Source organism: Salinisphaera aquimarina (genome assembly GCF_042643355.1).
In the GTDB taxonomy this organism is placed as follows: Bacteria; Pseudomonadota; Gammaproteobacteria; order Nevskiales; family Salinisphaeraceae; genus Salinisphaera; species Salinisphaera aquimarina.
Genome location: NZ_JBHRSS010000005.1, coordinates 81277 through 102962 on the forward strand (window position 1 = coordinate 81277; position 21686 = coordinate 102962).

The 21686-nt window shown below is 55.3% G+C and carries 18 protein-coding genes; 5 read left to right on the forward strand and 13 right to left on the reverse strand.

Annotated elements, in window-relative coordinates; all coding sequences use genetic code 11:
* Positions 1–430: 430 nt before the first annotated feature.
* Together ACFOSU_RS12595 and ACFOSU_RS12600 are read left to right on the forward strand one after the other, a co-directional pair.
* Complete coding sequence (locus ACFOSU_RS12595) at positions 431–1186, forward strand: SRPBCC family protein (RefSeq protein ID WP_380690139.1); 756 nt, start codon at positions 431–433, stop codon at positions 1184–1186.
* The gene (locus tag ACFOSU_RS12600) at positions 1183–2364 is read left to right on the forward strand and encodes a zinc-dependent alcohol dehydrogenase (RefSeq protein WP_380690141.1); all 1182 of its coding nucleotides are present in this window, start codon (positions 1183–1185) and stop codon (positions 2362–2364) included. Before ACFOSU_RS12595 ends, ACFOSU_RS12600 begins: the two co-directional genes overlap by 4 nt.
* A 315-nt stretch (positions 2365–2679) precedes the next feature.
* Here the strand turns inward: ACFOSU_RS12600 and ACFOSU_RS12605 are convergent, their stop codons facing one another.
* The 10 genes from ACFOSU_RS12605 to ACFOSU_RS12650 all read right to left on the reverse strand — a co-directional run bounded on the left by ACFOSU_RS12605 (position 2680) and on the right by ACFOSU_RS12650 (position 14184).
* Complete coding sequence (locus ACFOSU_RS12605) at positions 2680–3735, reverse strand: DUF2235 domain-containing protein (RefSeq protein WP_380690143.1); 1056 nt, start codon at positions 3733–3735, stop codon at positions 2680–2682.
* 441 nt (positions 3736–4176) lie between these two features.
* Positions 4177–5232 carry a non-homologous end joining protein Ku gene (gene ku, locus ACFOSU_RS12610; RefSeq protein ID WP_380690145.1) on the reverse strand — a complete coding sequence of 352 codons (1056 nt, stop codon included), beginning with the start codon at positions 5230–5232 and terminating at the stop codon, positions 4177–4179.
* Positions 5225–6001 carry a non-homologous end joining protein Ku gene (gene ku, locus ACFOSU_RS12615; RefSeq protein ID WP_380690147.1) on the reverse strand — a complete coding sequence of 259 codons (777 nt, stop codon included), beginning with the start codon at positions 5999–6001 and terminating at the stop codon, positions 5225–5227. The genes ku (ACFOSU_RS12610) and ku (ACFOSU_RS12615) overlap by 8 nt, the downstream gene beginning before the upstream one ends.
* 43 nt (positions 6002–6044) lie before the next feature.
* A complete protein-coding gene (gene ligD / locus ACFOSU_RS12620) occupies positions 6045–8585 on the reverse strand; it encodes a DNA ligase D (protein WP_380690149.1) in 2541 nt (846 codons plus the stop codon).
* Between the two features lie 229 nt (positions 8586–8814).
* Positions 8815–9597 (reverse strand): succinate dehydrogenase iron-sulfur subunit, encoded by a 783-nt coding sequence (locus ACFOSU_RS12625; protein ID WP_380690151.1) that lies wholly within the window; start codon positions 9595–9597, stop codon positions 8815–8817.
* Between the two features lie 102 nt (positions 9598–9699).
* The gene (locus ACFOSU_RS12630) at positions 9700–10524 is read right to left on the reverse strand and encodes a manganese catalase family protein (protein WP_380690153.1); all 825 of its coding nucleotides are present in this window, start codon (positions 10522–10524) and stop codon (positions 9700–9702) included.
* 58 nt (positions 10525–10582) lie between these two features.
* Positions 10583–11029: a DUF2383 domain-containing protein gene (locus tag ACFOSU_RS12635; RefSeq protein WP_380690154.1), complete on the reverse strand. Its 447-nt coding sequence runs from the start codon at positions 11027–11029 to the stop codon at positions 10583–10585.
* Positions 11030–11355: 326 nt separating this feature from the next.
* Entirely contained in the window at positions 11356–11907 is a 552-nt protein-coding gene (locus ACFOSU_RS12640) for a hypothetical protein (RefSeq protein WP_380690156.1), read from the reverse strand.
* A 512-nt stretch (positions 11908–12419) separates the two neighbouring features.
* Positions 12420–13286, reverse strand: coding sequence for a putative bifunctional diguanylate cyclase/phosphodiesterase (locus ACFOSU_RS12645; RefSeq protein ID WP_380690158.1), 867 nt, complete (start codon positions 13284–13286; stop codon positions 12420–12422).
* A complete protein-coding gene (locus ACFOSU_RS12650; RefSeq protein WP_380690160.1) occupies positions 13192–14184 on the reverse strand; it encodes a sensor domain-containing protein in 993 nt (330 codons plus the stop codon). The genes ACFOSU_RS12645 and ACFOSU_RS12650 overlap by 95 nt, the downstream gene beginning before the upstream one ends.
* Positions 14185–15137: 953 nt before the next feature.
* Here ACFOSU_RS12650 and ACFOSU_RS12655 point away from each other — a divergent pair.
* Positions 15138–16103 (forward strand): zinc-binding metallopeptidase family protein, encoded by a 966-nt coding sequence (locus ACFOSU_RS12655; RefSeq protein ID WP_380690162.1) that lies wholly within the window; start codon positions 15138–15140, stop codon positions 16101–16103.
* Positions 16104–16233: 130 nt separating this feature from the next.
* Here ACFOSU_RS12655 and ACFOSU_RS12660 read toward each other — a convergent pair whose 3' ends face one another.
* A complete protein-coding gene (locus ACFOSU_RS12660; protein ID WP_380690164.1) occupies positions 16234–17367 on the reverse strand; it encodes an AI-2E family transporter in 1134 nt (377 codons plus the stop codon).
* Between the two features lie 686 nt (positions 17368–18053).
* Here ACFOSU_RS12660 and ACFOSU_RS12665 point away from each other — a divergent pair.
* Both ACFOSU_RS12665 and ACFOSU_RS12670 read left to right on the forward strand, forming a co-directional pair.
* Positions 18054–18872, forward strand: coding sequence for a phytanoyl-CoA dioxygenase family protein (locus ACFOSU_RS12665; RefSeq protein WP_380690166.1), 819 nt, complete (start codon positions 18054–18056; stop codon positions 18870–18872).
* 95 nt (positions 18873–18967) lie between these two features.
* Positions 18968–19174 carry a hypothetical protein gene (locus tag ACFOSU_RS12670; protein WP_380690168.1) on the forward strand — a complete coding sequence of 69 codons (207 nt, stop codon included), beginning with the start codon at positions 18968–18970 and terminating at the stop codon, positions 19172–19174.
* 970 nt (positions 19175–20144) lie between these two features.
* Here ACFOSU_RS12670 and ACFOSU_RS12675 read toward each other — a convergent pair.
* Both ACFOSU_RS12675 and ACFOSU_RS12680 read right to left on the reverse strand, forming a co-directional pair.
* The gene (locus ACFOSU_RS12675) at positions 20145–20393 is read right to left on the reverse strand and encodes a DUF7218 family protein (protein ID WP_380690170.1); all 249 of its coding nucleotides are present in this window, start codon (positions 20391–20393) and stop codon (positions 20145–20147) included.
* Positions 20394–20529: 136 nt separating this feature from the next.
* Entirely contained in the window at positions 20530–21390 is an 861-nt protein-coding gene (locus tag ACFOSU_RS12680) for an SDR family oxidoreductase (RefSeq protein ID WP_380690172.1), read from the reverse strand.
* Positions 21391–21686: the final 296 nt, after the last annotated feature.

Below are 21686 nucleotides of genomic sequence, written 5' to 3' on the forward strand. Positions count from 1 at the left end.
TGCGCGTTCCTATTGGGGGGCCATAATGCAGTAGTGCCCCGAGAGTCAGGGCAATACCGACGACTGCGACACCAGTCACCACCGGGTGCTGATACACCTCGTCGAGCACGCGCGACATGCTAAGGGGCCGCTTATCGCGGCGATCAAGTTCAAAGGGCATGTGATTTCCATTCCTGCGTCAGTTGCAATGTGTGGTTTAGATATAGAGCCCGATCGCGGGGTTAGATACCGCGACCGGTACGGACTTTCCTAGAGCAATAAACCATTCTTCGAGAATCAGCAAACCGGACATCTGACGGGTGAAGGTGGTCTTACAGAGGACAGTAAATTACCTCGCGCTCACAGGAAGAACACTCAGTGATTTCACCGACGCGACTTACAACTTAGCGCGCTACATTAGGTCTTCAGTCTTTATCACAGAGAGCCTGTTATGACTCCAACTCGTCCCGACTCGGACCGCCGCCAGAACACTGGACATCTCGAAAGCGTCCGTGAGCGCGAGCGCCAGCAATCCTTGGCGCTGTTCGCCAGCGTCGGCACGTTGATGGTTGCGATTCGACGCGGCGGGTTGAGCGGGCTGGCGCTCGGCGCCTTCAGCGGACTACTGGCGTATCGGGCGTCCACGGGTCAAGGTCTGAAGGGCACGGGTTCGGCCATCGCGCATTGTGCCGAAAGAATGTTGACTGGCCATAAAACCGGTTCCATGCACTTGACCACAGGCGTCACAATCAGCCGTCCGCCCGAGGATCTTTATGCATTCTGGCGCGATTTCACCCGATTACCCGAAATCATGACGTCGATTATCGACGTTCAGACGCTTGACGATGGCCGTAGCCACTGGCGTGCACGTACCCCGATCGGCGAAACACTGGAATGGGATGCTGAAATCACCGACGACCAACCCAACGAGTTCATCGCATGGCGTAGCCTGGAAGGCGCCGAAGTGCCCCAGCGTGGCGAGATTAGGTTCGTTCCCGGACCGGCTGGGCGCGGCACCCAGGTGGAACTCGATCTGCACTACGCACTTCCGCATGGGCTGCTTTCTGCTGCCCCACTGAGTTTCGTTAATGGCCTCTCGCGCGAGTTGTTGAGAGAGGATCTACGCCATTTCAAGCAGCTCATGGAAGCCGGTGAAATACCTAGCGGCGGGACTCGCTCACTGCCGCAGGAGGGCGTTACGTCATGAAAGCCGTATGCTGGCATGGTGCACAGGACATGCGCGTGGATACCGTCGATGACCCGCAGATACTCAACCCGCGCGATGCCATCATCAAGGTTACCGCGACCGCTATCTGTGGCTCGGATCTACATCTCTACGGTGGTTTCATGCCTGGCATGCAGGCCGGGGATATCGTCGGCCACGAATTCATGGGCGAGGTAGTCGAACTCGGCTCGGCCGTAACCAATCTGCGAATCGGCGCGCGCGTAGTAGTACCTTTCACAATCGCTTGTGGCCACTGCTTTTTCTGCGACGGTGGCTATCATTCGCTGTGTGACAATTCCAATCCGAACGCTGGCTTGGCTGAAAAAATGTGGGGACAGTCGCCGTCTGGCTTGTTCGGCTACACGCATATTCTGGGCGGCTATTCAGGGGGTCAGGCAGAATATGTGCGCGTGCCTTACGCAGACGTTGGCCCCATGGAAGTGCCTGATTCGGTCAGCGACGAACAAGCTCTATTTCTGACAGATATCTTTCCCACCGGCTACCAAGCGATCGCTCAATGCGACATACAATCGGGCGATACTGTCGCCATTTGGGGTTGTGGCCCGGTTGGCCAGTTCGCTATCGCCAGCGCCAAGATGCTGGGTGCGTCTCGTGTGATTGCCATCGATACGGTCGCCGCCCGGCTGGACATGGCCGCACGCGAGCACGGTGCCGAAACGGTCGATGCGCGTGAGATTGGCAATACCATTCAGATCGTCGAGGCACTGCGAGACATGACCGCCGGACGCGGACCGGATATCTGTGTGGACGCGGTGGGGCTCGAAGCGCATGGCGTCGGTCTGGAGTACTGGTACGACAACATCAAGCAAAAAATGCAGTTGGAAACCGCGCGCCCGATTGTGCTTCGGCAGGCGATCCTGGCATGCCGCAAGGCCGGGACAGTGTCCATTCCGGGTGTGTACGGGGGAATCGCCGACAAGATTCCAATCGGCGCGCTCATGAACAAAGCTTTAACTGTGAAGACCGGGCAGACACACGTTCAACACTATCTCAAGCCGTTGATGAAACACGTCGAACAGGGCGATATCGATCCGAGCTTCGTAATCACCCATCGCATGCGTCTGGACCAAGCCCCTGAAGCTTATCGTATGTTCGCTGAGCGCCGAGACAGTTGCGTCAAGGTGATAATGCGCCCGTAACCTAAAGCCTCTGCAGTTCGACTTTTAGTCTAAAAGCCGCGCGCTGTAGTACCAATTTGGCCATTCCGATGGTAGGTCAAGGCTACTACGGCGGTGCAAGTTGTGCAGACGGGCTCGAGAGTCTTAGCTTGGCATCAGTTCAAGGACGGCATAACTTGGATTGGCCTGCCCATTTGGTTCGTCATCGGCATGCTCGACGGATCGCGCTCCTCCGACATGCTTTCTACTCGAGTTTAGGTACCCTTAGGGGCCGGACGCTGCAAAGCTTGTGCTGCGCTGCAGTCGGCGTAAGGTCGATATCTGCTAGGTTCACTTTTACCCCTTCGCCTCGTCAAGGGGCCATTGATCGGAGATCATTATGGTAGACAAGGGTTCTACGCCGTTTCCGCGGACGGTTGAGAACCCCTTGCAAACCTCTCGGACTAGGTTTGGCGGATTGTACTCGCGAACACAGGCTAGGCGCTTCGCAACCGACTCATGAAACCTCGCTTTCACCCCCGGATAGCGTACATCGCGACCCAATAACCACCATGCGCCACGATAGGAATGATGGAGGTGCCCCGCGGGATCTCCTTGGAGTCCTTCGTAGGCATTCGGTTTTAACGCGAGACCCGCAGCCTCCGCCTGTTCTAGCATCCAACTCAGCGTGATGTCGGCCAGATCGCGTCTCGCATAACCGCCACCGACGTCGCTGTGGACGCCCACGAACCAAACCTGCGCAACACTTTGGTCGCTTTCGAGTTCGTTTTCTTCCCAAAGACTTGGCTTGAAGCGGCTGCGCCGCTCATCGATGGCCAGTGCGTGCGCGGCACGGTTCACACCGGGGCTCAGGCGGTTGTTATCGAACTTGTGCAGCCGAATCAGCAATCCGAGCGCGCCCACCGTATCCCATACGCCGACAAAACGAGGCGTGCATGTCAACGCTCGACGAGTCTGACCACCTTCCCAATCGTCGCCGCCATTACGTAAATACGCCTTGGTCATAGGCTTGGCTAGATGGCGGTCATCGGTATCAAGGACGCCCATCGCATCCACCATGGCGGCGAGTATGCGTGCCGTGAAAGCACCACGACTAAAGCCAAATATGAACAACCGATCGCCGGGCTCGTAAACATCGATGACAAAGCGGTAAGCCTGAACCAGATTGTGGCGCATCCCGTAGCCAAAGGCGGCACCCAGGGCCTTGCCCAGTGTTTCTCCAACATTAAGGCCAAACACCCGAGCGCCAAAGGTGCCTACCCCAGGCTCGTAAAACGCCACCTGTCTAGGGTCATCGCTAGGCAACGCATTGTAGGCGTGAGCCACATTAGTGTTGAGTTTGCCGAATTGGCTGTTTGTGCCATCGCAGCAAACCACTATGTCCTTGCGCATATGAGAACTTGGCGGACGTGAAAAGATTCCTCTCACAGTCCCACCCCGGATCTCGTTCTACAATCCGTAAGTTCGACTAGACTGAATCTGACGTCACAGCACTTGCCCACTAGCGCATTCGAACCGGAAGTCGTCGAGTTTCTGTCAGGTATGCTTCACCTGATCGACCTCTACGTAATTTCGTTGCGCTAACGCGGTCTTCGGCTGAACAGCATTTAAGTGTGTGTGGCATCCCTATTCAAGACATTTCGCCCACCTGTTCGGCGCAACAGGTCCCTCCGCGTAATACCACCACATCAAGTGGTCCGTTTGGGTACCTGACCTTTGATCTTAGATGAACATTATCGGGGCGTGGCTTCGTGCACCAGCACGCCCACGACAGCCAGTACAGACGAGCCAACCCAAAGTTTCGAGTTGCCGATTGATTCATCCTATGCCGTGTCAGGTGCCTTTAGTTGCTGCTGCGAGTTCACTTTTAGTCATGCGGCTGCGTCCGACTATGTCGAGATCCCTCGCCTTGGTGTAGAGCTCATCGCGCGTCATATCGTCTCTTGTGCCGGTATCTTTTTTTCTGCCATTACGCTTTTTCTTCGAGCCGGCCGCCCGTTTCGACTTACCGCTGCTCTTTTTTTCACCGCGTTGGCCAGAACTATGGGCTTTCTGCTGCAAGCTCTGCTTAAGCACGGCCATAAGATCAACTGGTACACTCTCATCCTCCTTGCCTTCGTCCTCGATATCTTCCGGATCGTGGATGACGTCCTCGTCGGCCTCCAGCTTCTCGTCTACGATCCCTAGAATGCGCGCAGCGCGTTCGTCGAGCAGTTCGTCGCGGTCCAGCGTCTTTCGGCTATTGGCGTTGATAGACTTAACCATCTGCGACACGGTTTTGTTTTTTGCTTTTTTAATTTTCGGCAGACCGATATCCGCGGGCGTTCGCAGTTCGTCGGCGAAGCGCAGGATCTCGGCGCGCAAAATACCCTTATAAGAAAGAATGGCCAGCAAGTACTCCTTGCCGCGGATAACGCAGGTCGCAATCCCGGCGCGCTCGGTTTCCTCCATGCTTTTCGCCATCAGCCGGTAAGGTTTGATCGCGCCCTGGCTCGGCGCGAGGAAATAAGCGCGCTGGAAGAACATCGGGTCGATTCCGTCGACCGGCACGAAGCGCCGCAGATCGATCTCCTGCGATTTCACTGGGGCGATCGAATCGAGTTCTTCCTCGTCCACAAGCACGAACTTGTTCTTCTCGATTTCGTAGCCGCGCACGATCTCCTCGGGCTCAAGCGCGGTCTTCTCCTTGGGGCAAAAGTAGCGGCGTGCCAGTGGTTCGCCCTCGTGATCAATCATCCGCAGCGCCACTCGTTTTGAGCGCGTGGCCACGAACAGGCTCACCGGGAGGCTGACGAGGCCGAAAGTGATCGTGCCGGACCAGAACGGGCGCGGCCCATGGTGTTCCGCTTCGTGACTTTCTTGTTCGTGGTGCTGCTTTTTTTCAGGCACTCTTGCGCTCGCGTTTTAGGCTGGCTTCCAGCGCTTTGGCGACGTTGCCTGAGGGTTTCGCCTGCTTGATCAAACGTATCTTCACGCTGCCGCCACGACGCTTGGTCTCGATGAGGTCGAGAATGCGCTCGCGATGTTTGTTCTGGTACTCAGCGGGGTCGAACTCGGCCTTCAGCATGCCGATCAATTCGCTCGCCATGTCTAGTTCCTTCTGGTCGAGCTTACGGCCCTTCGGCGCTTCGAGTTCCTCGATCGAAACCACCTCACCGGCATGGCGCAAAGACACCAGCACCAGGTAGCCTGCATGCAGGCGCAGTGCGCCGACATATTCCTTTTTGCGCATGACCCAGTGTGCCAAACCCTCTTTGCCGGTCTTCTCGAGCGCGCCCACCAGCGCGGCATAGTTGTCGTCGTCGCCGTCGGGCCCCAGGTAATAGGGCCGCAGGTACCAGCGATGGTCGATGACCCGGGGAGGCAGAAAATGCAGGATCTCGACCTCGCGGGAGGCATCAGGCTCGATTGAATCCAGGTCTTCATCCTCGAGTACAACCCAGTCGTGGTCCTCGGTCACATAGGCGCGTTCAGCGTCAGCATAGGCGACTACATCATCGGTCTCCGGATTTACCATCGCCTGCTTGACCGGTACGCGGTCTTTTTCATGCAATAACCGGAAATGCACGCTGCGGTCAGCGACCGCGGCGTAGAACTTCACCGGTACGCGCACAGCGCCAAAACTGATCGCGCCCTTCCAGAAGGCTCGTGCGCTCATAACTTGTTCAGGTCAACTGCTCTGTTATTGCCCAGACATACCATCATTTCATGCCGACCGTATCTCGCATCGCCCGTGTAATCTGACGTGTCGAGGCATGGAAGCCCTCCCACGGATCATGAGCGAGCGACGCAAGGCGTTTTGCCACGGCCGAGATATCATAATGATCGGCGCGTCTAGCAGCATCGAGTTCGTCCCACCGGATCGGTACCGCGACCGGCGCGCCGGCACGGGCACGGGTCGAATAGCTCGCAATCGCTGTAGCGCCGCGACCGTTGCGCAGATAATCGAGATAGATACGGCCTTGGCGTTTGGCCTTCGACATGTTCGCGGTGAGCCGTTTTGGGTCGTCGCGCACATGCGCTATACATACCGCGCGGGCGAATGCCTTTGCCTCGTCCCAGCTGCTGCGTCGCACGATTGGCACGACGAGATGTACCCCCTTGCCGCCGGTCAGTCGTGGAAAAGCGGCCAGCCCCAACCCCTCCAGTCGTTCGCCCAGCGTACGCGCTACGCGGATCACTTCGGTCCAAGCGAGATGCGGGCCGGGATCGAGATCGAAGACCAATCGATCGGGTTTTTCGATCGCGTCCATGCGGCAGCCCCATGGATGGATTTCCAGCGCACTGGCCTGTATGAGGCCGACTAGGTCAGCTGCGGTTCTAATATAGACATAGGTGGCGTGGGTATCGTTCTTCTCGGTGATTTCGGTACGCGGCACGCTTTCCGGAATCGCCTCGCGCGGGTGCCTCTGAAAGAAGCAATCGTCACCCAGGCCGCCAGGGCAGCGCAGCAGCGACAACGGACGATCGACGAGTTCGGGTAGCATCCAGTCGGCAATCGCAACGTAGTAGCGTGCCAGGTCAAGCTTGCTGATGCCGGCTTCAGGAAAAACCAGCCGATCTGCGTGAGTCAGGCGTACGCCTTCGAACTTGACCGACTTGCCGCCACGGCCGGTCTTGCTTGCGCCGCTGGGCGGCAGTCGTTCCGGCACGCTGCGGTCAGAGCGGTCCTCCGGGTCATCTTTCATCGATTGCTGCCCTCGTATCGATGTCGGCTCGCGGTCTTCACGTAGGCCGCGAAAACCGGGATGGCGGAGTACGCCTGCGCGGGTGCGTTCCGAGAAGGCTACGTCAACGACCAGTAGGGGTTCGACCCAATGGGCACCAGCCGAATCCGGTACCGGTTCGGCGAATGGACGGGCCTCGATCTCGATTTTTTTCAGAGCGGCATGGATCGTGTCGATCTGGCGAGCCGAGAAGCCGGTGCCCACGCGCCCCGAATAGACAAATCGATCGTTCGCCTCATAGACGCCCAGCAGCAGCGAACCGAAGCGGGTGCGCGCGCCGTTCGGCTCGGTGAATCCGCCGACAACGAATTCCGCGTCGTGACTCATCTTGGTCTTGCGCCACTGCTTGCTGCGACCGGCGCTGTAAGTACTGTCTTTCCTCTTGGAAATGATGCCTTCCAAGGCGGCTGCTTCGGCCTGTTCGAGAAAAGCGGGGCCTTGACCGACCACATGATCGGTATAGCGCAGCCGCGGATGGTCGCCTGTATTTTGGAGCAGTTCGGCGAGCAGACGCTTGCGCTCGATCAGCGGCGCTTTACGGAGGTCGTATTCGCCGAGATGAAGCAGATCGAAGATTTGATAAACTAAGCGGTCAGTAAGTTTGCGGCTGATTGCATCCTGTAGCACGCCGAAACGGCTGATGCCGTTGCGATCGAGCGCCACGATCTCGCCGTCGAACACCGCGTCTTGGACCGGCAACACTTCCACTGCCCGGCGTGTTGCCGTAAAGCGATCGCTCCAGTTCTTGCCGTTGCGAGTACGCAACTGCGCTTGGCCGTTCTGGAGCCGAGCCAGAATACGATAGCCATCAAACTTGATCTCGTGCAGCCACCTATCCCCAGCCGGTACCTTTTTCGATAGCCTGGCCAACCGTGGCTTGGGCGTACGGGCCATTGCACGTTTGCGCGCACCGTCGACCTCTCCAAGGTTCAACTCAAGCGTAGGTGTAGTAGCTGGTGGCGCGCCGTCGGCGATCTGCTCCATCGTGCGTCCGGTAACCACACTCACATCCTCGTCATCCGGCTCCTCGATTGGCTCGGCCCGGTCACGGCGCTTGATCAGCAGCCAGTTCTTGCCCTGCCCTCCGGCCTTACTGCCCATCTGTGCAAGCGTCCAGCGACCCGTTAGCTTCTCGCCAATGAGTTCGAAGTCGATACGATCCTTCTTGCGTCGGCTCTTCTCGCGCCAGTGGCCATGATCCCAGATCATCACAGTACCGCCGCCGTACTGGCCTTTCGGGATCGTGCCTTCGAAGTCGCCGTAGTCGAGGGGATGATCCTCAACTGCCACCGCCAGGCGTTTCTCGCCCGGCTTCAGGCTCGGCCCCTTGGGCAAAGCCCAGCTTCGCAACACGCCGCCCTCTTCCAGGCGCAAATCAAAATGCAGGTGCGAAGCGGCATGCTTGTGTATCACGAACACCGGCCCGTCTCCTTGACTCGCGCCGTTGTCAGAGCCCGCCGGTTCGCCAGTGTTTTTGAAATCACGCTTGCTGTGATAGTCGTCCAACGTGCTCATGGGCTGTGGGCAGATGCAATCATTTGGCCGTGCATACCTGACGTTCCTCGAAGAACACGTATCCAAACGATAGCAAGGCGCGCTGGCTCGGCCATGAGGTGAAATACGGAGTTCACCCCAAGTAAATTGCTACCGTTCATGTCGGGCTATCAGCCCGACGTCGGCCAACAGTCGGGCTCAGCATGACCGCTAAGGAGAGCCAGGCGTGATATCCCCTGGCGTTTTCGAATCACGAACGACGTTCTACCAGTAGCTTTTTTATTTCTTGTATCGCCTTTGCTGGATTGAGCCCCTTTGGGCACGTATTTGTACAGTTCATGATGGTATGGCATCGATAAAGCTTGAATGGGTCTTCTAGGTCATCCAGCCGTTGGCCCGTAGCTTCGTCGCGTGAATCTATTATCCAGCGATAAGCCGTCAATAACGCAGCGGGCCCGAGAAATCGCTCGGGGTTCCACCAGTAACTGGGGCATGCAGTCGAGCAACAGGCGCATAGAATGCATTCGTAATAGCCGTCGAGTTTGGTGCGATCTTCGCGCGTCTGGGGTCGTTCGCGCGTGGGGGCCGGGGTATCGGTTTTGAGCCAAGGTTCTATTGAAGCGAGCTGCGCATAAAAGTGGGTCAGATCTGGAACCAGATCCTTCACCACAGGCATGTGGGGAAGTGGATAAATACTGATCGCCCCTGCCCTGGTATCTTCGATACGCGTAGTACATGCCAACGTGTTTTTGCCATCAATATTGAAGGCACACGACCCACATATACCTTCTCTGCAGGATCGCCTGAACGCGAGTGTCGGATCAACTTCATTTTTGATCTTGATCAGAGCGTCAAGAATCATCGGCCCACACTTGTCGAGATCGATCTCGTAACTATCTAAGCGCGGATTCTCCGCCGCTTCCGGCTCCCATCGATAAATTCTGAAAGTTCGGACTTTTTTGGAGCCCCGCGCGGCCGGATAGCGCTTACCTTCAGCAACACGAGAATTCTTGGGCAATCGAAACTTGGCCATACTCGTCTCCGGCGAACCAAACAGCTTATGAACCGAAAGTTATTGTCGCTGCGCCAGACTCTGACTGAGTCTGGCGCAGCGTTTTCGCCAGTGGTTCGGGAACTACATTTGCTCTTTCTGCGCGCCTGAGTTCTCGGGCGCTTTACCCAGCGACGGCTCTTGGCCGGTCGGCTCGGGCTCCTGCTTCGTGGAGTACTCACTGCGGCCGTCGAGCGAAGGACCTTGGCTCCAGCGACCTTCAGGTGCTTTTTTATCCAAGAGGGTGTTGAGGTAGTAGTAGGAATGCTCCATCGCCTCATGATTCTCGGGGGTGGAATTGGGAATCGGCAGCTGTTCTTCCATGCCGCCGAGTTCTTCGATGACTGCCAGCCATTGCTGTTGATGGTAGGTGTCGCGGGCGATGAGAAAGGATAAGAAATCCTTCATACCTTTGTCGTCAGTCCAGTTATAAAGTCGCGAGGCCAAAACTCGGCCGCCGGCTTCGGCAGCGACGTTGCACAGCATGTCCGCACCGATATTGCCAGTCGCATAGACATGGCTCATATCGAACGGCACACCATTGGCATTTACGGGCATTGCAGATAGACCCGAGGACAACAGGTGGCGAGGGTTCATGCCACCGAGAATGGCATTGATCACTGGATCCTTCGCTGATTCTTCCTGGTATGACAGGGGCGCGCCTTCGAGATTAAGCGCAACTGCGTGACCAAGCATCTCGATATGGGAGAGCTCCTCGGTCGCCGTGGACATTAGTAGATCGCGGATTCGGTCGTCGCCGCGCGCGCCCATAGCCTGGAAGAAATACTGCATGGCCACGCGAATTTCGCCTTCGACACCGCCGATGGCCTGTTGAAGCAACATTGCGAACTGTGGATTTGGCTTATCGACTTTGACCGGGTACTGGAGATTAGAAGAATGACGGAACATACGAGCTCCTAGTTAAGACAAATATAGAGGCGAACAACATAGCGGACGGTAAGACGAATTACGCGCGTTCTTTCATCCACTCTTTATGACGTGACTCATCAGCCAATCCTTGCTCGAACTTGGCCCTTAACATCGTGTCGATGTCGTCGCGTTCACTTGCGGAGCGATAAGCCGCTTCCGTCTCAGCTTCGTTAGTAGCCATAGCAATTAGGATTGCGGAATCGCCAATTAGGGACGCAACTTTGACCTTGTCTTCGGTGAGAATGCTTTTCGCACCACTATCCGACGGTACGTCGCTTCCCATTCCGCTTAGGTGAGGAGAGAGGTCCGCGATGTGGCGCTCGTGATCCTTGCGAAAACCAGCGAGCGCCTCCTTGGCCTTGCTATCGTCAAGACGCTCGATAGCCGCGTCGTAGGCATCGATTGCATCGTAGTCGAGCTTGATCAAATCGTGTAAGAGATCTATGAGATCGCTCTCGTGTCCAACTGTAGTTACCATTAGCATTTCTGTAGTCGCGATGTGGTGCGACTGACAGTGCGCTTAGCGTGGAAGTAGCGCTATAGGCACATATACGGTCGGTAATTCACCGGTCCGGCAGCGGAACGGACCATGAAGCAGCCGGGACCAGCTTGGCCAGGCACAACTTGATCAGCTGATGCGAGCCAATCGCGAGTGCCCTGCTCCAAGGCATACTGTAACAAAGCTATGTAAGGTTCGGATCACCATAGGCCAGGTTGCTGTACGGTACCTGGTTTGGCCGCTACGCTGCGGTCATCCCGCGCCAGATTTAAAGAAGCGGTGCATCGCTGCGCTCGTGGATCCCACAACCGCTAAGCGTCTTCATCGATGTACCGGCTTAGATACCGACCTAATGCTTTGACGTCGCGTCTCGATGAACGTAAGAATGTGCTCGCCGACTTAGAGGTGAGTTGCTGGTTCGACTGATCGATTTGAAAAGACCGCGTTGCGCCGACGGTCTTTTCGTACGGGCCGACCGTGACAATTGCAGTCACAGTGAATGATTCCAGCCGTTGCCAGAATAACGCGTCTTCCGATACCGTTTTACCTTTAATCAATCCTGCTTTTCGACACGCTTCCTGCAAGAGTTGACGGAACGAACCCATCGACATCTGCTGGCTCGAGGCGATTGGACCTTGCGCTATGTCGTCGGCCGTGGATGCCTCGGCACCACCTTTCCACTCTTTCTCAGCGATTGCGGTTTGCTGTTCGCCTTCGACCGTCTGTATATCGATGAACACGCCGCGGAGGTAGACGGACTCGTTGCCCATATTGCATAGCAAACATATTGAGTCAAAGCTAGTTCCCCCACCCTGCCGGATGAACAGCCTCGGCTTCTGTTGACGCTTTTGGTTCGCGGCCATGATCTGTCCGTAAACGACCCAAACGATAACAGTGGCGCCAGTTACGATGACAGTGAGTGTCTGAGCGTAAGTCGATATGAATTGCCACACGGCAAGGCCCTGCTGCAGAGATGGCGAGAGAGCATAAGCCTTAGTAGTTCGAATAGCACAGCGTAGATTCCCGGTCCGGAAAGTTACTGGTAGCGCCTACAGCGTGCTGATGCTAGATCAAGAGCTTCCATGCTGATCGCGTTATGGTTCGCTTGCCTCCATGCTGACGAGAAATCTAGCTCGAGTAGTGACTCCGAACAGAGGTGAATCTTGGTTGGGGGAGGTTCCGGAGAAGCTTCGCACTTGTCATTTGTCTTTTACGCTTCACCCCTACGGAAACTTAGTCAGATGTCCTCACGCTAGTACTGCTCACCAATAGCCTATGGTCGCCATTGGATGGGACATTTTACGTGGCCAACCAGCGAGCCTTGTGTGTCGACAGAATGTGCCTATTCCGCCGCGATTTCGTCACACGGTCGCGATCATTGGCCGAATCGAGCACGGTGGAGCGACCTACCCAATACGACCGTCATTTCTGCTGGTGGCATAGGCCGCCAGAGCAGAAATCCTTGTAGAAGGGGGCAGTCCATGGCGTGGAGCTTGTTGTACTGTGCCCATGTCTCCACGCCTTCGGCGACGATGGCGAGATCCAACGCTTTGCCGAGACTCAATACGCTTTGTACGATAGCCAAGGTGCGCTTGTGGGTTAGCATTCGTTCGATAAAAGCTCGATCGATTTTGATTGCGTCGATTTCATATTTGTCGATGTATTCCAACGCGGAATACCCCGTCCCGAAGTCGTCCAACGCAACCCGTACGCCCAATCGGCGCACGGCCTCGAGCACGGCCCCGGCGCGTTCTGGGTTTGATAAAAACACGCTCTCGGTTACTTCGATCTGCAGGCGTGAAGCTGAAATAGAGGTGGCCCGCAATACGGCCTCAAGGTCAGCAAGAAACTGTGGATGACTGAATTCCGAGGCCGAGACATTTATACTCAAATGCAACGTATGTTCGGGATATTGCTCGCTCCATACACTAAGCTGATTGCACGCCTCATTCATGACCCAGCGGCCTATATCACGAATGACGCCAATCTCTTCGGCTACCGGTATAAATCCGCTCGGCGCAACCGAACCCCGTACCGGATGATGCCATCGGACCAGTGCTTCAACGCCATGCAGCGTTTGCGTCGATGGGTTGTAGATGGGCTGGTAATGCAGCGCGAACTGCTCGTCGACGATCGCCTGGCGAAGATCATTCTGAAGGGCGAGTGCTTCGATCGCATTCTCTCGCATCGCACCCGCAAAAATTGCGTAACTGCCTACAGCCTCGGCTTTGGCAGCGTACATAGCGACATCCGCGTCGCGCAGTAAGTCTTCGGGGTTGTCGTAGTCTTCGGTAAATATTAACGATGCCAATACTGCTAGATGTAAAGATGTTCTGCCCGCCGAGTTCGAACGGTTTGGTCAAGCGGTTGATGATGCGCTCGGCTAGATGTATGGCCGCACTCTCATGCTCCTCGCCTTCGACTAGTATTACGAACTCGTCACCACCAAACCGTGCCAGCGTATCGCCTGTTCGCAGGCAACTCTCTAAGCGGCGCGCCATGCCCATGAGCAGCAAATCACCGGACCGGTGTCCTAGGCTGTCATTCACCAGCTTGAAGCGATCCATGTCCAGATAAAGTACAGCTGCTTTCAAAGGTCGCCCCGCGCGCAGGCGCCGGAAAATATTGTTGAGACGATCCATCACATAGGTGCGATTATGCAGTTTCGTGAGCTCGTCATGGAACGCCGCATACGCAAGTTTTTCTTCGTTGCGCTGGCGTTCTAGTAATTTAGCCTCCAACGCCAGGTTTTCGGCATCCGCACGTCGGGCCCGGCTGACCAACTGCTCCGCCTGCTTGCGTTGACTCACATCGCGCTGGACAGAGAACCAGTGGGTAAACCAGCCGCGCTCGTTCGCCACCGGGGCGATGCTCAACTCCACCCAGAATTTGCTACCGTCCTTGCGCGCGTTCGACAGTTCGACCTCTACAGGTGACCATGTCGAAAGCGCATCCCGAAGCCGGTCAAGCGCTGCGCGGTCGGTTTCGCTGTGTTGCAATATACGCGGGGTTTTGCCCAGCACATCGGCTTCCGTATACCCGGTAGTACGGGTAAAGGCCGCATTGCAATACACCACTCGCGGGCCCGGCAAGTCGATGGGTTCGGCTTCGGTAATCAGCACGGCGTCGTTGGCATTCACGACCACAGATTCCAAGAGTCGAAGACGTTCCGACACAGCCGCGTTTGACGGGCTGTCTGTTTTTCTGCCACAGCTGGATTGGAGTAGAAACGCGACCTGACTTGCAAGCGTTCGCAGGACATAGATCTGAGCGGCACTGAGGCCCGCGTGGGGGCTGTGATCGGCTACCGCCAAAATACCAAGCACCGAATTGTTAGGGCCCTTCACGGGGACCAGCCCCAAGAATCTCACGGGCACGCTGTCAGGCGGATTTAGATCAGGTATAGGCAGCGAATTTTCAGTTACGGCATCGTTGATGATTAGCAGTTCGGTAGGATCCAGTCCAGATTGGCTCCAAAGTGCGCCGCTGGAATCAAACGGCGTCGAAACTGACACGCCAAAGCTGGCATGCGGTATCAGCGTTTAGTCGATTTCATGGTAATACACCGCCCAGGGACAATGCGCGGAATGTGCAGCGCTGCGCACAAGGCGGTCCAACGCAGATTGTTGATCATCAGGATTGTACGACATTGATTCGCAGGTAATTTAATAGCGGCATTCCTTTGCCGCTGACAATGGATATCGACTATTAACAGCGCGCTGAGGACACTTAAGTCAATGGCCGAAAACAGCCGCAAAGGCTTTCAGCACAGCTTGGGGTACTGAGATTATTTGAGATGCTCCGTACGACTCGACAAGCGTAGCGTACGTATTCAAAGCTGCTTCTTTAGATCGACTTTTGCTACCTCGAAAGCCAAGGGTCGTATAAGCGAAGTCTTACGGCGTCGGGCTCGTCACCTGCAGCTAGCCGTTGACCGCACTTCTACGGTGGCAGCTGCGTAGCCATCGTCAATACTTGCTGAGCGAAGGAATAACCTGTGTACCTGACTTCGTGAGAAACTATTATCCTCAGAAACAAGGTCCGTAGACTACTTCGTTCAAGCGGCGTGCTTAGGTCGTTAGGAGGTTACTACATGCAAGTCTTCGACAATCCAGTCGGTTCTGGCTCGCTTTGGTTCCATAATCTCACAACCGCAGATGGTACCCCCGTGGGCTACGATTCGCAGGCGAGAGCTTTCGTGCCAATGCCCCCCTTCTGCACCAATCGCGAGCGCATCGGGTGCAACTGGATCGCCCCTCAAGAGGGTGCCTTTTGTCGCTCCTGTGCAATGACTGCACTCGCACCCGATCCCTCTATTCAAAATGCCGTCGCGAACTGGGCGCAGACCGAGGCTGCAAAGCGCTGGGCGCTCGACAATCTGGGCCAATGGCATTGGTTCCGACCCGAGGATCCAGGTGCTCCTCCTGTTTTCCACATGCTTGCCGAGCTTGATAAGCCTGCACCGATGGGACATGCGGAGGGGGTGGTCACCATTAGCGTCGCGGAGGCAGACCCGGTCGTGCGTACAACGCGCCAACAACGCCTGAATGAGCCCTATCGCACCATGATCGGGCATATGCGACATGAAATTGCTCACATGCTGTGGTGGCGACTAAGCCTCCGCGACGACTTCATGGATGCTTTTCGCGCCATGTTCGGCGACGAGCGCGACGATTACGCCGATGCGCTCAAGCGTCACTACAAAAACGGTCCACCGGAGGACTGGCAGCAACACTTTTTAACCAGTTATGCGTCCACACACCCGCATGAAGATTGGGCTGAAACAACAGCACATCTGTTGCACCTAACCGATCTTACAGATAGTTTTATAGCCGCCGGCATGTCCTCCGCTGATCTGCCCGGAACGAACTGGGGGCCATATACAGAGACTGATTCTGAGCGTCTGATCCATGTGGCCGCCGCAGTTGCAGTAGGCATCAATCACACCAACCGTTCGATGGGATTGCAGGATCTATATCCGTTCATGCTCGCACCCTCGACCCACCACAAGCTCGCCTTCGTACATGACTGGCTCCGTAGAGGCGCGCAAGGGCGTTAAGTAGGCAGCTATAGCGTGTGGACGCGTCAAAGTGAAAGTTTCGGCGTACCGCAGTCCGCGCCCATGATCAATCGGACATAATAATTACGGGCGGCCTACGGTCCCATCTGAAGCTAATCCTGAACGCTGACTAAGGAGTTTGAGCTTCGGAGGATGATTCAGCGTGTCGCTCCGAGAGAAAATCGCCAAAATTCTGAAGCGCATCGATGTGATCGCAGAATGTCTTGACTGTCACTAGCAGCGGGACTGCCACAATCATCCCCACTGCAGACCAAATCCAAGCCCAGAATGACACAGTGAAAAAAACCATAACCGTGTTCAAGCGAAGCTTGCGGCCGACGAAGTATGGCGTCACGAACTGGCCTTCGATTGTCGTCAAACCCAGATAGACTCCGGCGACAACCAACGCCCAGATAGTGCCGTCGAAAGTGATAAAAGCTACCCCGCCGGCAAACAACATGCCACCAATCGCACCAAGATACGGGATGTAATTGAACACGAAAGCTATGACGCCAAAAACCAACGGGCTGGGCATGCCAAGCTGCCACAGCGCAATGCCAATGCCTGCACCCAGGGCGGCATTGATGACGGTGATCGTCATCAAATATCGAGACAGCTGACGTTCAATCCCATAAACAATTCGGACCGCTCGGCGTTTATCCTTCAACGTCGGTGTGATGTGAACGAGCTTTTCATAGAACATGTCGCCTGAAGCCAACAGGAACAGCCAAAGCACGAACGTGAATAAAATCTGGGCCAACACACTTGGCGCAAGCAGCATAGCGTTTGTGAAGATACCGTCGTCGGCCATTTCAACCTGTCGAACGTGGGCGTTCTTCGTTTTTTCGGGATCAACGGCATTCTGGACACTTCTCTCAGCTTCGTAGATGCCGTTAAGCGTGGCGGACAAATCCCGGATTTTGGCCTGTACTTCGCGTTCTATCGCCGGCGCGTTTTCGATCCAAGTACTGACCGGCACGACCACGGTGGTGATAATTGCTAGAAAACAGGCAAGCAGCATCAGAACGATCGCAATAGAGGACACCAGTGCAGGTATGCCTCGACGATACAAAAAACGCCGCAAGGGTGCGAAAACCATTGTTAGAAGAAATGCGAGCACAACCGGCACAAGAAGATTTTTAGCTAGCGTGAGCGCTTGGATCAAGGCATATATAACAAATCCTTGCCCAACCCACATTGGCATAGTGCTAGGCAAATATCGCCGAATGGTCGCTCGATATTGATCCCGTTCATGATCAGCCATCGTCGAGGGATTCTTTTCGGTGGGTAATCTAGCCGTTGAGCTTACGCGATTTGGGAGGAACAAATCATATATACGTAAAGCCCACTAATTGGGATTAATATGCCAAATTTCCTAGCTGAAAAATAACTGAGTAATTAAATTTTTGACCAAGTACTTGTAGAGCGCGACATGGGTGATCAATGCTCAGTAGGTAATTGAGCACATGCCTTAGATCGCTGCACGATCCCCTCTCGTCGTAATCGATTGACCGTGTGCCGGTGCGCACCCAGCGAGCCTTCTTTTTGCATGTTTTCTGATTTCCCGAACGTTCGACTTATGTCAACAGACCGCGCCTGCTAGCGACGCCGAACTCGATCGTAGAGACGTGCAACTCGGAAGTCTAATTACAGTTCGTCTAATCCGCGAATATATTCCGCGATAATAGGAAAATCGCTTTTCGGCGCTTCAACGAACGTACTGGGCATCGCTGCTATTGATGCCGGTGTTAACAAGAGCAAGAGGTGCCCTCCGTAAATTTCCGGGTTCGCGGACTCGGCGCTCGATGTTAAGTTCACTTCGACCGTGCCACGTCGCCTTGTGGCCGCGGTCGCCAAAGTTTTAATAAGAAGTTTGTGTGAGGCCATGCGATGACAAAAGCAACACAAGATAAAGATTCATATCCAACCCGCAGCGGCGAGAAGAAGACCATGTTCCCGCGGCTGGATCCGGTCGTGCATAACCGCAATCAGAACCGCTGGGACGGGCCGCTCGGCGAAGAAGCGCTCTCGCGTTACGAGCGGGACGGCTTTCTGTGGTTCGACGGCTTCTTCTCCCAAGAACGGGTCCAGCCGTTCTTCGATGAACTGCGCGACATAGCCCAGGACACGTCGCTGATGAACTCGAAGCAGGTAATCAGGGACCCCGAAGCCGACGAACTGCGTTCGGTGTTCGCCATGCACAAGATTTCGAAACGCTTTTCGGAACTGACGCGCGATCCGCGCATACTCGGCATGGTGCGCCAGCTGCTCGGCGGCGATGTGTACATCCATCAGTCGCGGATCAATGACAAGTTCGGTTTCCAGGGCAGCGGCTTCAACTGGCACTCGGATTTCGAAACCTGGCACGCCGAGGACGGCATGCCGCATATGCGCGCGATCAGCGCCTCGCTCATGCTCACCGACAACAACGAGTTCAACGGCCCGCTGATGCTCATCCCCGGCTCGCATCATTATTTCGTGCCGGCGATCGAGCCCACGCCCGACGCCAACTGGAAGGATTCGCTCAAGGCCCAGCGCGTGGGCGTACCCGAGCAGGATGACCTCGCGTGGCTGGCCGAGCGTGGCGGCATCGTCGCGCCCAAGGGCCGGCCCGGCTCGTTGCNCGTCTACAACAGCATAGACAACACGCTCAACGAGCCCTATTGCGGCCATAAGCCGCGGCCGGAATTTCTCGCCACGCGTGAGCATATTGGGCCGTTGGATATGAACGACACGGCTTTTCAGCCGCTGGAGAACGCGCGGACCTAAGCCCGTATAAGCCGCAACAGCGTCATTTTACGCAGAAATATGCCAAGGACTTAGACTGAGTTCAGCCTGCACTACCTGAAGCTGAGGATTCACCGATGAAGAAGAACCAATTTGACTGGGAGACACTCGAGCGTGACACGACTCGTGGATTCCAAATTCTCGGCAGAGAGGTCGAGAATGGATGGGAGATCGAGGTTCGGTTTGATAACGAGCAGGCGCCCAAGCAGCTCTCGCCCAAGCGCACTTACATGTCGCGCGAAGAAGCGATCATAACCGGACGCGAACTGGCGACAATGGGTTAGAAAGGAGCTGAGCTAGCTATCTAGGACAGCCCGATTTTCAGGAGGAAATGGCGCGCAAGTTTCAACAACACCACTGATGAATTTCTGACCAACGCCACATTATGTGCTCAGTTTCAGCGTGAGGTACTCTTACGGTTCAGTCGAGCCCATGCTGATCACATGAGCAATAAGGGCACAAACCCTTCTATTCTTGTCGACAAGCACACCATGGCCCATCGCTGTTCGGACTAGCGAAAACCGGTTTCCACGAGTTTAGCGGAAAATTTTCCTATCTATTTGACAAAAAAGAAATATCCCTGTTAACTGTCGCCTTTTCCATATACCTATTCCGCTTCGGAGAGTCTTGTTTTTTGTACGGAGCCGGCAATAAGTCGCGCTGATGCCGGAGGGATTGTGCAACGCACCGCATTTGTATGGTGTACCAGACCGGGTTCGATGATTACAGCGATCGGGGAAATGTACAGGGCGGCGCAACCATTCTCGTAGCGCTCGACCCATAGACTCATGTCCGCCGGCGCATGATGATTGACGAATGCGCGCTCGAACAGCCTGCGAACAAACGCTTCTTCTCGATCATTGGATCGCGGTTTTGTTAGCTCGATCCGATACCACTGCTGATTGACTATAGATGAACCTAGAAACACGACTATTTCCTCCGCCTGGATAGTTTGGTAGGTAGACGAAACAAGCCAAATGAAGCATCACCCTAAATGTTATCGTCTAGGTATTGGCGAAAGAGGCTGTCGGACATTGCGGAAAACGGCCCGAGAAGCAAGTGAAATCATGACCTCACGTACGACACCTTGTCGGTCGGCTAACCTCACAAAAAACAGATACGGCGGAAGACATCGCGGCTAGCGAGCGAGCGCCACCGAGATTCTCGAACTACAATCGCTAGCCAACTAGGATGGGGTGAGAGACTTGCTATCGACGCGATGTAGTCCCCATACGCGAAAACGCGGAATCGTAGTTAGTGTGAACGCAATGCAGCCTTCAACTGGCTCTTAGTCATTTTCGAACGACCTTCGATACCAATTTCCGCCGCCTTGTCATACATTTCACCACGCGTCCATTTTTCGTATGGATCTGCCTTGCCACCTTTTTCGCCCGACTTGTCAGCGTTGGCGATGCGCGCCGCCTTTTCCTTGCTAGCGCCTTCGTCACGCAATGCCTCGTATTGGTCATCATTTTTGACTGATTTGCCGTGATTTTTCGTCATGATGGCTCCTCGTTTAAGACCGGCGAATACTCACCGGCAGGTTGAAATATTCTTTAACTTTCCGTGGCATGGGACGCTAACGCAACGCTACAACTAGATCGCGGAGGATGGGCGACACTGGCGCCCTCTCGAAAAATTAGGTATTGAGAATCACCCCGCCATTAAGGTGAATTGTCTGGCCGGTCATATACGAGGATTCATGTGTTGCCAAATAGACATAAGCAGGCGCAATTTCACTGGGCTGGGCAGCACGATCCATCGGTACTTGACCCCCGAAATGGGCGGTTTTCTCCGCTGAAAAGCTCGCAGGAATTAACGGTGTCCAAACCGGTCCGGGCGCAACGGCATTCACGCGAATGCCACGATCAACCAAACTCTGAGCCAACGAGCGTACAAGCCCTTGGATGGCGCCCTTGGTTGCCGAATAGTCGATCAATGAATCGTTACCCTTGAAAGCATTGACTGACGAAGTCGCGATGATGACGTCACCTTCGCCCATATGAGGTACAGCAGCGCGTGCCATATAAAAATGGCTAAATATATTACTCTGGAACGTGCGTAGTAATTGATCGTCGGGTATGGCAGTGATGTCGTACCAGTCATACTGCTCGGCAGCATTGTTGACTAGAATGTTGACAGCTCCGAAGCGTTCCAATGCACGCTCTACTACGCCGCTGCAAAATGTGGAGTCGCCTACGTCGCCTCGCATCAATTCGCAACGTTGTCCGTATGCCGAGATTAACGCTGCAGTTTCGCTGGCGTCTTTTTCCTCATTCTTGCTCCGATACGCGATGACCAAATCGGCGCCCTCGGCGGCGTAGTGAACTGCGACAGCGCGCCCGATGCCACTATCCCCACCAGTGATGATCGCGCACTTCCCTGAAAGTTTGGCTGCGGGCGAGTAATTGTTGCGAATGTATTCGGGCGCAGGCCGCATAGCGTGCTCATCGCCAGGCTGCTGTTCCTGTGACTGCCGGGGAAAATGCGTGTCACTCATAGCCTATCCCTGTAGAAACCGTTATAAAGACAGCCGCGAATGTTCGGCATCAACTTACCCAGGCGTTGATCCGCTCCACGAGAAGCTGCGATCCGACATCCTAGCCGGGAAATCTGCCCCTCCTACGCCATCTCAAAGAGCATGACCAAGGATTATGAGCTTAACTATCCGGAGACCTACGGACGCCTAGGTGTGATCTCTCAGTAGGTTGTTCATCCGAGCCACGGGCCCGAAGCTGATGGGTGTTCAAAGTCCGTCAGCGAAAGGAGTGACCCGGATGAACACGCACAAGAATG

Excerpts from the sequence above, each read along its gene's own strand:
- ACFOSU_RS12625 (WP_380690151.1), bottom strand. The coding sequence starts at position 9,597 with ATGGCCAAGTTTCGATTGCCCAAGAATTCTCGTGTTGCTGAAGGTAAG.
- ACFOSU_RS12595 (WP_380690139.1), top strand. The coding sequence starts at position 431 with ATGACTCCAACTCGTCCCGACTCGGACCGCCGCCAGAACACTGGACAT.
- ACFOSU_RS12640 (WP_380690156.1), bottom strand. The coding sequence starts at position 11,907 with ATGGCCGCGAACCAAAAGCGTCAACAGAAGCCGAGGCTGTTCATCCGG.
- ACFOSU_RS12680 (WP_380690172.1), bottom strand. The coding sequence starts at position 21,390 with ATGAGTGACACGCATTTTCCCCGGCAGTCACAGGAACAGCAGCCTGGC.
- ACFOSU_RS12655 (WP_380690162.1), top strand. The coding sequence starts at position 15,138 with ATGCAAGTCTTCGACAATCCAGTCGGTTCTGGCTCGCTTTGGTTCCAT.
- ACFOSU_RS12600 (WP_380690141.1), top strand. The coding sequence starts at position 1,183 with ATGAAAGCCGTATGCTGGCATGGTGCACAGGACATGCGCGTGGATACC.
- ACFOSU_RS12605 (WP_380690143.1), bottom strand. The coding sequence starts at position 3,735 with ATGCGCAAGGACATAGTGGTTTGCTGCGATGGCACAAACAGCCAATTC.
- ACFOSU_RS12635 (WP_380690154.1), bottom strand. The coding sequence starts at position 11,029 with ATGCTAATGGTAACTACAGTTGGACACGAGAGCGATCTCATAGATCTC.
- ku (WP_380690147.1), bottom strand. The coding sequence starts at position 6,001 with ATGAGCGCACGAGCCTTCTGGAAGGGCGCGATCAGTTTTGGCGCTGTG.
- ACFOSU_RS12675 (WP_380690170.1), bottom strand. The coding sequence starts at position 20,393 with ATGACGAAAAATCACGGCAAATCAGTCAAAAATGATGACCAATACGAG.
- ACFOSU_RS12660 (WP_380690164.1), bottom strand. The coding sequence starts at position 17,367 with ATGGCTGATCATGAACGGGATCAATATCGAGCGACCATTCGGCGATAT.
- ACFOSU_RS12630 (WP_380690153.1), bottom strand. The coding sequence starts at position 10,524 with ATGTTCCGTCATTCTTCTAATCTCCAGTACCCGGTCAAAGTCGATAAG.
- ACFOSU_RS12645 (WP_380690158.1), bottom strand. The coding sequence starts at position 13,286 with ATGTACGCTGCCAAAGCCGAGGCTGTAGGCAGTTACGCAATTTTTGCG.
- ACFOSU_RS12670 (WP_380690168.1), top strand. The coding sequence starts at position 18,968 with ATGAAGAAGAACCAATTTGACTGGGAGACACTCGAGCGTGACACGACT.
- ligD (WP_380690149.1), bottom strand. The coding sequence starts at position 8,585 with ATGAGCACGTTGGACGACTATCACAGCAAGCGTGATTTCAAAAACACT.